This window comes from Rhodopirellula sp. MGV (assembly GCF_002251265.1).
Classification (GTDB): Bacteria; Planctomycetota; Planctomycetia; order Pirellulales; family Pirellulaceae; genus Stieleria; species Stieleria baltica_A.
Genome location: NZ_NPDI01000007.1, coordinates 1 through 12473 on the forward strand (window position 1 = coordinate 1; position 12473 = coordinate 12473).

Here is a 12473-nt window from a genome sequence, read left to right on the forward strand (position 1 = left end):
TCGTCTCCAAACATCGCCAACGTCGGCTGACTCGACTCCCAATCAACCAAACCACGCCGCACAACTTGGGCCGAAGGTCCAGCCAATTGCCTAGCCCAGCCCAACGGGCTGGGAACCCCATCCGATCCATCAACCACTGAGGACCAAAGGTCCGGTCCGATGCCCGAGATCAGGCTTCATTGCTTTGCTAGAATGGCACGCCACGGTTCATCGGTCTCCGATAAATCTGAACCGGACTGCACACCAGACCGCTGGGGACGCAACTCGTCGTACTGGGCTTCTGATCGACCTCTTGATCCGGGTTGGGTTGAGAGATCAATCTCGTAATTCCCAATCAATTCAACCCACTTTCGCGGCGTCAGAAGTTGCAACAAAGGCTGGTTCCGCATTCCTTCAAACCGCAACGCTCAACGTCAATTGACGGCCTTGTTATCAGCTGGAAGGGTTCGCAATCGCAATGGCCTGCGCGATTGGCGTGTACAGATCGACTTCTGCTTCGTCAGTCTCAATCGTAACCACAAGTGAGTAGTTTGTTTTATTGCTGTGTGATTTAAGATGCGGCCGTTCTTTCCACCATCCGGTCACCGGTACGACTGCGATCATGTTCGCCTCGGCGAGATCGGCACCAATTCCGATCCATATGTCACGATGGATCGAGCCTTTGCAGCGAAGGTTCCGGCCAAGCTGCCAGTTTCTGTCGTCTTGCTCCTTCTTGTAGCTCTCGTCTTCTTCTCGAGCCGCTGCGGTCACTCGCTTTTTGAAATCTTCATCGAGGTCAGTAGGGCGTTTCACCTCGAAACGAAGTCCGTGAGATTGGTACCGATGCTTGTTCGTCCAACCCCGCCTCCCAGGACTCGGTTCGATAAAATAAGAAAGAGTAACTCGCATACGCACGTTTTTCTCGCCTAGGTCGCGAAGCACCGCCGTTGGCCACGGCAATCGATGGAAATGCATATCATGCGTCTTCACTCTGGTGGGTGTCTTGATGTATGGCTGCAATTCAGATTCGATGATCAGTGTTGCTGAGTTTTTAACACTTCGAGAGGCCGACTCGAACCGTGGCACCCCGTATCCAAAACATCGTAGCAACGATTCCTTGGCCCCACCTGAATTGAACTCCAGCATCGCGTCTGTCCATTCAGCAGAATGAACCATCAGAGCACGAATGGTTTCAGTCCAAAGGCTGGGGTATTCCGACCAAAGACGCGCCGCGAACCGAGATGCCAACGCCGTTGCGGCACTCGTGTCACAGGTGAATGTGAGCAAACTCCCACTTGCATCGACGCGCGTTGTGAGGAGCGACAAGTCGTCGACATAATCGGGATCGCCATTCGCTGGATTCCGGGCCATGTTCCCGGCTTCCATGACGATGTCCGGTTTAATCGGCCAGCTCTTGTCGCTCCAACCACAAGAAGTGCGACTTGAAGGACTCAACGATCCAGGAGCTGCGAGACAGGTCCAATGATCCATCGCTTTCTGTCTGATCGAAGCTTTCCCCGTGTATCCACCGACGGTGATCGCATTCCAGCTTTGCCCTGGATCCTCGATTCCTTCTTGCAAATTTTGGCCTGGGTAGCTTTTGCGAGCGTCCAGGTCCAAATTCCCAGCCGCGACAAAAAACAAACGATTCCTCGAATCTTCGTCCATTGCGGCAGCGGACTGGTCAATCGCAGCGGACCACGACGAAGGAAGCCCTCCGTCACGCGATTCAGCCGTGACGGTCAGACAAAACGCACGTTGCCACACATTCGGCGCAGCGATCTCAATTCGACTTGCAGCCTGCTGAGTCAATGCTCCCCAAAGTGCAGGGTCCGTCGTGGCCCCTTTCCCTAAGATCTTGACAGACTCCAGTCGATGGGAGAGAGAAACCAAATCCCTGCGGTTTAAAACCTCTGTCAAACATCCGTAAAGTGCAATCCCAGCCATCTCTGTCCCGTGTCCAGTCCGGTCTGCGGGCGACCAGTTTGGATTGACGGTCAAAACATGCGTTGAGTCAATGGCGCCTGCCAACAATGGATGATCGCGGTTGATTCCGGTATCAAGATGACAGACTGCTGGGGCATTTGATTCCGGAAACGAAATCCGCGTCAGCGCATCATGGATGTACTCTGCTTGACCCGAAAGTGGGAGTTCCAAGAATTCACCGGCCAGCAATTTAGCCAAACGGACTTCGGCAAGATAATCGAACAAGTTCGTCACACTTGCCAAGCGATCAATTGTCGCTCGGACCAGCGTCACGGTTCGTTCTGGAAAACGCAGGTGATCGGCAGCTACCGTCAATCCGGCAGCTTCAGCATCTGCTTTGAAACGATCGAAGACGTTTTTGTCTGCAACATCACTCAGCCATAGTTCCCACCATCGCAAAGAGCTGGTGTCAGTGGGGAACTCACCCACATCAGACCAATACGACTGCAAAGTCGCCCGCCGGATGTAGCTGATCGTCTCGACGAAATCCTGGTGTCGCGGTCGTGGTGTTTTCCCCTTTGTTGAATCTTCGTGCGCGTACTGCTCAATCCTCCGAACAAAGACTTTCATCTTGCCATCCGGTACAAAAACCGTTGCATGCGTTACGCCGGTTTCGTCTTTGCGTACAGAGCGCAGCTCAATCCCATTCTGCCGAAGCTCCAAACTTGCAAGGCGTAGTTCAAAGCCAGGTTCACTGGAAAACTCGATCGACTTCCCAGCCGCTTTTTCTGTCTTAGCCGCTTCACGATCAGCGTCGATTTCGCTTTCCGCGGCTTCCAATTGCTCAAGTAGCATTTCCGCATGCGGAATTCGATCGCGCGGAGGCACATCAAAACTCGCTCCACGTACCGGACGCGGAAAAATGTAGTCCTCTCTAACCTCGGTTGCGCGAGGGAAAAGGTGTGGTAGGTCTGCCATCTTTAGGTTGATTGATCACGGTGAATGTCAGTCTTCGTGTGATCGAGCAGCCTGGCGTTCGCTCAAATAGCCAGCGAGTTGCGCAGAAGAAACCTTTTCATGGTCCTCAATCACACATTGCTTCGCGGCATCATCACATGCCCTAGCAATTTCGGCGTGACTCAGCCCGTTGGCGGCGGATTGTACCCTCCTCCACCCTACGCGAGTGGGGAGAAAGGCGTGTAAGCGATTTCGAATTAGCAATTCGGCTTCTTTACCGGATGGCAACGTATATCGGATGACATCGTCGAATCTGCGAAAGAGTGCGCTGTCGAGCATGCCGACAAAATTAGTTGCCGCCAGAACCAAGCTGTCGGAGTTATCCTGTTCTAAAAATTGTAAGAACGAGTTCAGCACTCGGCGGACCTCTCCCACATCGTTGCCGATGCCGCGATCAGCTCCAATCGCATCGAACTCGTCGAAAAAATAGACGCCCCGAGTTTCGTTCATTGCCTCAAAGAGCGTATGCAATTTGGCGGACGTCTCTCCCATAAACTTTGAGATCAATCCGTGAAGCTGAATTGAGAACAAGGGCAGATGCAGTTCGCCAGCGAGTGCAGACGCGGTCATTGTCTTTCCGCATCCCGGCGGACCGATCAACAGCAACTTCCGACGCGCCGATAGCCCGTGTCCCCTCAGTTTGTCCTGATGTCGATACTCATGAATGACGCGTCGAAGGGGGGACTGTGCCTCCGTCGACAAAACCATTTCCGAAAATCGCGTCTTGGGATAACTCGTTGCGATCAGTCCGGCCAATTCACCGGATGTGCGAGCAATAGGTACCGGGCGAAACTGGGCATCCACCTCTCGTCGACGCTTTATTTCATCGACCAGATCTCGCAACTCTTGAGCGAGTTTTCCGTTTCCTTTCTTTGCCGAGTGCGCAGCAATTTGCAGGGCAACGGTGATGAAATGCTCATCGTCACCAGCGGTGAAGCTGCGTACCAACGACTTGATTTGCTGAGCTGTAGCCACGAGAACACTGAAATTTACGGCATTAGACAACCACTCCCGAATTGTATCCACAATGAATACCAAACGGATGCGTCATAATGTCCATTCGAGGCGGGGGAACGCGAATGGAGGTTCAACTGTCTGAAAGGTCGGCGATACCACCAGTTTGAACGACCCCGAGTTTAAGATGCGGATTCCCCGATACGATCCGCAATACCAGCTTGGTCGATGGGTCTGCTTCGCTGCGCTGTCTCCGCCTGCTCCGCGACGGCTACGACCGCTTCGCTCCGATTCCTTCCTCCGGTCCGGGCTCACTACCCGGAACTGGAGCAGCGGAATCCCAAGCGGTAGGAACGAAACCCAGGGTGGTAGCCAAGACGGTACGCCGCCCGCACCGACTGCGCGGAATTGAGCCAACTACAACCACGGACAGCCCGGTCCGCTGACGATTTGCCAACTTCGTGCAACGGATCGGCAATGTGTTCTCGTGTGTATTCCCGAAAGGGATTGTCACGACACCACTCCCAGACATTGCCCAGCATGTCGTATAGGCCGAATTTGCTTGGCCGCAGATTCCCAACAGGATGTGTCTCACCATCCGAGTTTGCGTGGTACCACGCAATTTCTTCGAGCCCTTTTGCATGACCATTACCATCGATCACCAAGTCCCCGATGTACGTCGAAGTCTGAGACATCCCCCGGCATGCATACTCCCATTCGGCTTCGGTTGGGAGAGCCAATTCCAAGGCTGGAAGCATTGCATTGAGGGACTTGATGAACTCTTGGCAGTCATCCCAGCTCACATTCTCGACTGGGCGGAGATCCCCTTTAAAACGGCTTGGGTTCTCGCCCATCACCGCTGTCCACATTGCCTGGGTACATGGTGTATCGAACAGCCAAAAACCGCGACTGAACGTTACTGGTTGCTGCGGGCCTTCATCAGACTGCCTTTCTTTTTCCGCTTCAGGCGATCCCATCAAGAATGTCCCTGGCGGAATCCACCGCAGACTTTGTTTTGCATCACCAACATGAATCTCAACCCAGGGCCCAAATTCGTCCTCGCCCCACGCGGATGCCCACCCGGGAGCAATCCCATCAGCTAACGGATGATTGAGCGTCGATGGTCCGAGCGCCGGCATCTTCATTTACCACTGAGTCGTAAGCGGAAAGTTCGGCTGTCTGCTGAGCTTTCGCAACCGCATCTGCAGAATGCTACTGACACACCGGAGGCCATTTACTATTTGCCAACGAGCTTCACAAAGAAACTCGGCCGGACGGGACACGAAACCGTTCAAGCAGAAACCAGCAGATATTTTTCGCGGATCGCCGGACTCGTAAATGACACAGATTGCCCAAAAACTGTTGGCACCATCTGAAACAAACTGCCGATCAATTGAGGTCACGCGATGCGCGGCAATGAATCGATTCAGATCATCTGGGTCTGATGAGTGAACTGCCACGCGAAAGAACTGGAACCGCATCGTACGCCCACTGTATCACTAATTATTGCCAGTCAATCTGTTCAACAAGCGTTTGAACAGCGGTTCTGGGCTCACCGCTACGCCGTCTCCGGCCGGCTCCGCTTTCGGCCTCCGACCGCTACGCTCCGCATTAGTCCCTAAACCATGCTCACCGCCTGAACTGGAGCAGCGGAAGCCCAAGATGTCGATACGAGGCCAAGGGTGGTCGCCATCACGGTACGCCGCCCGCACGAACTGCGCGGAGTCGCGCCAGCAACCACCACGGACAACCCGGCCCGCCGACGAAGCGTCGTAAGCTGGACGTGCGTGATCGTACCCACTACTCCAAGTATCCCTACACCATTCCAATACGTTGCCTAGCATGTCGTACAGTCCCCATGCATTGCAACGCAATGTGCCCACGTCATGAGTACCATCTGGAGCGTTGACATTGTACCACGCGATTTTTTGCAGCTCTTCCTGCGTGGCATGATCGTCAGGGTCAAAATCCCCTGCGTATGTTGCTGCCGCGCTACCCGCCCGGCAGGCATATTCCCAATCGACTTCGGAAGGCAGCTGCAAAGATAAGCCAACGACCTCGCTCAGCTTTGACGTAAACGCGATTGCCTGGTTCCAATCCACTTGTTCCACCGGACGTCGCTCACCTCTGAACTTGCTTGGATTCTCGCCCATGACCGCATCCCACAAAGCTTGCGTGCAGGGAGTGTCAAATAGCCAAAACCCTTCCGCAACAATCGCTTCATGCTGCGGACCTTCAGATTTAAAGCGTCCTTTCTCCGAATCGGGTGATCCCATCAGAAATCGGCCCGGTGGGATCCAACGCAACCGCTGTATAACGTCACCTAGGCCTTGACGAGGTACGGCGAATTCGCTCCAAAGCCCATACGCGTCGCGTCCCATCCGAGTGGCCCAGTGTGGGCGCAAAGTCCGGCAGAGAAAGACTTCTTCCAGATCGGTACGCAATCGGACGACCGGCCCCTGTGGCACCGGCGCGTATTCCGCGTCACGGTCTTTGATGCGAACCAACCGATCTTCGCTCTCTGGCTCGCTGTCTCCGCCTGCTCCGCGACGGCTCCGACCGCGATCCGATCGCTCCGCGACTACTGACCTCGGCCTCCGGCCTGCCAGACTTGGCTCACTTCCTGAACTGGAGCAGCGGAAGCCCAAGTAGTTGCCACGAACCGCAGGGTGGTAGCCAGAACGGGACGCCGCCCGCACGTACAGCGCGGAGTGGCACCAGCTACCACCACGGACAACCCGGTACGCTGACGGCTGGCCAGTCTCATGGAACGGGTCGCTGGTGCGCTGCAGAACATATTTGCGACCGACCTGATCCCTACACCACTCCCACACATTTCCAAGCATGTCATGCAGACCAAATGCATTCGGACGTAACTTTCCGACCGGATGTGTCTCCCTTCCAGCACTCTCAGAATTCCAAGCGACCTCATCTAGCGAACCATCACCCGCGTAGGTGTCAGCTTTGGTTCCGGCCCGGCAGGCGTATTCCCACTCGGCTTCGGTTGGCAGCGTCAACGCCAGCCCTGGGCACCGATCCTCAACCCGTTTGTGGAACTCCTGGCAATCATCCCAACTCACGTTCTCGACCGGCCGTTCAGATCCTTTGAAATGACTGGGATTCTCTCCCATCACCGCTTCCCACAATGCCTGTGTGCAAGACGTGTCAAACAACCAGAATCCATGGCTGATCGTTACCGGTTGCTGCGGCGTCTCTGGATATCCCTCGCTTTCGGGCTTCTTAAGTGAACCCATCAAAAACTCGCCGGGCGGTATCCATCGCATCCGCTGCCGCGCATCACCGACGACAAACTCCACCCAAGGTCCGACTTCGTCACGTCCCCACCGATCTGCCCACTGCGGAGCCGACCCATCCAACCAGAATCCATCTTCAAGACCGGCGTCCTGCAAATCGTCAAACGAATCAATAACGATCTCCGGATTCTTCAATCGAATCGTCGCCAGCGGAGAGCTCCGCTGAGGAAAATCTCCACGGCGCCGATATTCTAATTCCCCAGCAACCTGCGAAACCTGAATGGTTTGCGTTATTTGGCCTTCGACTTCCGCACCAGCAAGTCCGGGATCGTAGCCTCTCGGCGGTTCATCATTAGGACAGAGTCGGTGTTGCAGCTTGTGTAATGTGGGTAGTTTTTTAAATGCGTCTTCAGACAATCGGGACGAAACACGGATGAAGAACTCCGCACGTTCATCTTCAGTTTTACCCGTCGCCTGTAACTCTTTCCAAAGTGATTCGAACCATTCACGCGTCTGATGACGTTCGGCGCGACTTAACCACTGCCAAGCTTCCGGTTGTAAATTCGCAGATTCTGCGAACCGTACACCTTCGTATTCGGCTTGATGAAATGCATGAATCACTCGCCAAGCTTGTCGAGCCAAATCATCACTGGCGAGGTCGTGTTGAATTTGGTCCGCCTGAGTATGCGAGAATGTCGCCGCGGAACAATGATCTGCGTTTTCAGCCGAAAACACCTGCCAAACCAGAGACTCAAGCCCTGGGTCGCGCTTCCCCTCGGCGAACAACCGTCGGACTACCCTAACAAGCTGTGGCTCAATCCGAATCGCCTGAGAGAGCAAAGAAAGCAAGCGTTCCCGTGCACCGAGCGATTCTTCTTCGGTCGGTTCGGAGCCATCTGAACTGAACCTATCCCATTGCACCGGCGACCAAAGATCAGCCATACGTTTCGGAAGACGATCCAAACGACAAGGCAAAAGAGCGATTGTTGAACACCGCTGATCCAACCAGCTTTGCCCCAGGCATTCCCAAGTTTTCTCTGCCGCATTCGAAATTTGATCAAGAATTCCCAGATCGCTGAGCGCGAGTATGGTGTCCCCCGGTACCGGATCCAGCGGCAGCCCTTCTTGTTCGTCAGGCCACTGGATCAATGGCACTTGGTGATTGTGACGCAAGATACTGATGCTTGCGCCGCTACTGGGAAGCAATCGCTTCAGTTGTCGAGCGACCTCTCGCTGATCTTCGCGGTAAGGAATCAATCGGCGGGATAGGTCGATGACAACATGCAGATTATCTCCCCAGATTCGTCGATTGAGACGCGGAACCTCAACCAGATCACGTGCCTGACTAAGATCGGAAACGAGTCGCTCAAGATCGATTTGATGTCCTGGACGCTCTAACGCCGCCTGATGCCTCAAGCGAGTGAAGATCTCCGTGAAGCTTGCCAACGGAGTGAACGGTTCGACAACGACCGGAAGTGTAGGGGATTCAACATCGGATTCCTTCTCGAAAATTTCGGGAGCCTGAGCCAAAGGTGCCTTGCTACGGTCTACAAATTGAATCGCCTGCCAAAATGAAACGCTTGGACGTGGCTGAATATCACGCGGCAGTGGCTGCGTTTTCTCACTTGTCGCAATCTCATGCAAGAACTCAAACTCTCGTTCAGGCTCGGGGAGATTCGGCGTCGTTGGCTGACATTCAAGCCCCAACTGCTCCGCAACAAATCCGCAAACATCTGGGGCGCCGGTCAATACTCGAACCAGGTCCGCTCGGCTGGCGACAGGCCGTTTCATGCCCCGGCTCCAGAGTTTTTCTTAAACGCAAAGTTCTTCAGGCGGCTAAGTAGTTCGACCTCGTCTTCGCCTTCCCTAACGAGGTTCAAGATCGCCCGCACAAGATCAAAGTACTCGGCCTGTCCTGGCCGCGGGCGAGGGGAAACGCGTCGATCAGCGACGAGCATTTGCGCAGCTTTCGTCAGCAGTGTTTCGGATGCGTCTTTGAAATGCCGCTCGCCCCGCTTCACCAGCAGTTCGATAAGTTCAGAGTCTTTCTCCGGCAACTCCAAGTGCAGAACCAGACAGCGTCGAACAAACGCATCCGGTAAGACTCGCTCTTCGTTAGTCGTAACGATGACTAGCGGAGCCGGGTCACTCATCACAACGTCGGGGCAGCCTTGCGGACGGAATCGCCCCGAGCCCAACGCTTCGAGAAGCCCGTTTGGCAAGTCAATGTCGGCCTTATCGATCTCGTCGATCAGCACGACGCGACCGTGTTTCGGATCGGTTCCGACAGGGACACTGGGGATTTCCAATCCGTTGAGTTCGCAATGCTCCTTCGCGCCTTTCCAATCGAATCCCCACCACAAGGGCCCCGGTTCGATAAACCGGCTGACACGCAATCGCTCCTCCACTTCATCCCGGTCCGTCCGAAGCACGCCACAGATCTGCGCTTCAGCCAATCGCCGCACCGTATCGAACTGCCACAGCAAATCGCGTGATTCACTACGGGCGTCAACCACATAGGGAACCAGCGGTCGCTGAAGTGCGATTGCGACTGCAGCCGCAAGCTGGGTCTTGCCTACGCCTGGATCTCCCCGAACCAGCAACGGGCGGCCCGAAGCGAGCGCTGCTTTCACGGCCAAGCGACTGAGGTTTCTGGGATCATCAAATACGTGAACCTGCTCTGGAACACCTTGGCTGGTTTTCAGGACGATCGGTTCATCACTGTCCAGCCGCTCAAAGTCGTCTGGAGATAAAGTGGGTCGGCGATTATTCAACAAACTTACTCCGTTCCACGATTAAAGTGGCGACAGACAAATTCAAGGGCTGTGTCCTCGTCATCCCGAAAATCGGCAAGCGGGTTCAGCTCGAAGAAAAGCAATGCAGGAGCGTGCTCGCGTACCATCTGCAGCAGCGAATGTATCTTCTCGTGCTTTTCTTTGCGAAGTTGCGGAATCACGCAGTAGAAAATCGCGCCTGGCAATGGGCTAGTGTCGGGCAGTGGTCCAGTCGCCTTCCACCATTCGCGCGCCATGCTACGAACCTTTCGGTTAATTCGACGTGCCCAGTATCCAATCTTCGCTTCTGGCGTGTCGTCAATCCCTTGTGGTTGATCAAGGTCGAGATCTATTTGACTTGCCAGTTCTCTAAGAATCTGAATCAAGTCTTCTTCCGGCGAAGGTTTGCCAAGCGGAGCCGAGACGAACTTCAACAAGCCGTGGCCAGCGACCCCATTGGCTCCAGATTCATTCGAACGAATAAATTCTGGTTCTAGGCCGTGAACCCCCTTAGCAGCAACCTCAGCACCGATATGGTTAGCAACCGCGCCAATGACAGCAGAATTCTTTGATTTCATCCTGTCCAGAAGCTCAGTGAGCACACGTTGAGGAAATAGACGCCGGGTAAGTAGCCACTGCACTTTTTCAATTACTTTAGCATCGTGGCTCTGAGTCTGCGGATTTATGGCAAGCCCAGAAAGATCAGACATTGCATCGCAGTAGAAGGACGGGCGAGGCGTATTCCCGCCAAAAAGCGAGATGGACTCATCTCTTAGCGATTCGGGACTTGAACCACGAAGATCCAAAGCATTGACAATCTGATCTCGGATCATAGGCGAGATGTCTGAGTTGATCAGATCGCAGAATTCATCTGCCGCTACTTCAATTGCTCTTCTATGTCTAGCGCGACCGTCGATTCCCGAGTCACTCGCAAAACGCACGACTGATTGCTTTTCGGCGAATGATTCGACAGCTTCCATGATCAACTGGACAGCTTTGACATATCCATCGGCATGCGTCCGGTATTTGGTAATTGGTTTATCACCGCCAGGCACACGTTGCAAACCTGAGATTTCTTGCGGAAATTCCGCTACTAACTTCAGCGAGATTGGAATCACGAGTGCAGCGCCTTTTTGGTGACGCTGCAGTGCATGTTTGGTTTCAGTTAGTCGACAAAAATCCGAGGCAATGAAGTCTGGACTGACGAGCAGCAGGATGATATCTGCTTTTTCAAGCTCCTGCAGGATTTCAGCCTCCCACTCGCTGCCAGCCTTGATTTGTCGGTCATGCCAAATCTCGATCACATCATTGTGTTTATAGTTTGCTAGATGGACCTTCAAACGATTGAGTTCTTTCAGGTCTCGGTGCGAGTAGGAAAGAAAGACGCGGAGCTTATTCTTCGTGATCGACGACTCCTTCTGCCTCGGTTCCTCCAATTGCGCTGCAGGTACCTCGATTGGCTTACCATCGGGTACTTGGGCGCGCTCACCCGCTGAAATTTGCGGCATATTCTCCCGCGTCGAAACAACACGCCTTGCAACGTCACGCAGATGGTAATCGACTTCATTTTCAAACTCGGTCGAATCCGAAAAGGTGCGATACAACGCTTTCCGAGTCGCTTCTAGTTCATTACGAAATGCAAGGACTTTTTGAAGTTGCGGCCCAGGATCGTCCAACTGCCCCGGATCAACGTTTTTGAAAAATACGTAGATCTCTGGACGGCCCTTTTCATTCCGTCGATTCAGAGCGCGGTGCAACTCTTCTTCTGTATACGAAGTGTATTCAGAGTCGGAAGAGTCCTGCCCCCAACGCCGGTGAATTACGAGAAAAAAGACATCACATTGATCAACCTTTTCATTGATCACGGATTGGTTTCGGCGGCCGACCTGTGAGGGCACATTCTCCCAACCATCAGCTATAAATTCGACACCAATACCGTCTCCAAAGCCATTGTTGAGCTTTTCGCAAACTTCACGGAAAACGATGCGTTCTTCGTCAAGATCACCCGGAGAAGCGATAAAGACGCGAATGTGCTTTGGACCTTGTCTGTCTGTCAAGTTCAGCTACTCCGTACCCTGCCTGCGGGCAAATGCGTCGTCGACGATAAGATCAATAGTTGATTCGTTGAATCAATCTAAAAAAGCGGTGTGCCCTGTTGTCCCAGCAAAGCGTCAGCCGTTCAGCTTACAAACCCGGGCAATCACTCAACAAGATTAAGGCAAGGCTCACTACTACACCAGTAGACGGGTTACTCGTCTTTGAACCGATCCTATTTCCGCTCAACTTATTCCAAACCGCCCATCCGACGAAATCGTCAGACCGACATCCAGTCGTTTTTCCCTGCAAGCACCTCAAGAACCTTGTCATCAGTTTCCGCATCACTTTTTGCTTGCCGCAACTCGGACGGCGAAGGTTGACGTTTCAGCTTTGGTTCAATCGCGACCGGACGCCAAAGCGGGAAATCGAACTTGATCGACAGACCGCGGGAGGGAACGCTACTTTCGCGGAGCGAAAGGCGACACTCTTAGAGCACCACGAGTTTTTCGGTACAGATTCAGATTTGAAACGG

6 protein-coding genes are annotated in these 12473 nt (G+C 53.8%); all 6 read right to left on the minus strand.

The window, feature by feature from the left end:
* Positions 1-432: 432 nt before the first annotated feature.
* Positions 433-2883: a S8 family peptidase gene (locus tag CGZ80_RS03545; RefSeq protein ID WP_233148208.1), complete on the minus strand. Its 2451-nt coding sequence runs from the start codon at positions 2881-2883 to the stop codon at positions 433-435.
* Between the two features lie 27 nt (positions 2884-2910).
* Entirely contained in the window at positions 2911-3897 is a 987-nt protein-coding gene (locus CGZ80_RS03550) for an AAA family ATPase (RefSeq protein WP_094411434.1), read from the minus strand.
* 293 nt (positions 3898-4190) lie between these two features.
* Positions 4191-5021, minus strand: a complete 831-nt coding sequence (locus CGZ80_RS03555; protein ID WP_094411436.1) for a formylglycine-generating enzyme family protein — start codon at positions 5019-5021, stop codon at positions 4191-4193.
* Between the two features lie 354 nt (positions 5022-5375).
* Positions 5376-8921: a formylglycine-generating enzyme family protein gene (locus CGZ80_RS28215; protein WP_094411440.1), complete on the minus strand. Its 3546-nt coding sequence runs from the start codon at positions 8919-8921 to the stop codon at positions 5376-5378.
* Positions 8918-9904: an AAA family ATPase gene (locus CGZ80_RS03570; protein ID WP_198953624.1), complete on the minus strand. Its 987-nt coding sequence runs from the start codon at positions 9902-9904 to the stop codon at positions 8918-8920. Before CGZ80_RS03570 ends, CGZ80_RS28215 begins: the two co-directional genes overlap by 4 nt.
* Positions 9905-9909: 5 nt before the next feature.
* Complete coding sequence (locus CGZ80_RS03575) at positions 9910-11961, minus strand: TIR domain-containing protein (RefSeq protein WP_094411442.1); 2052 nt, start codon at positions 11959-11961, stop codon at positions 9910-9912.
* Positions 11962-12473 lie beyond the last annotated feature (512 nt).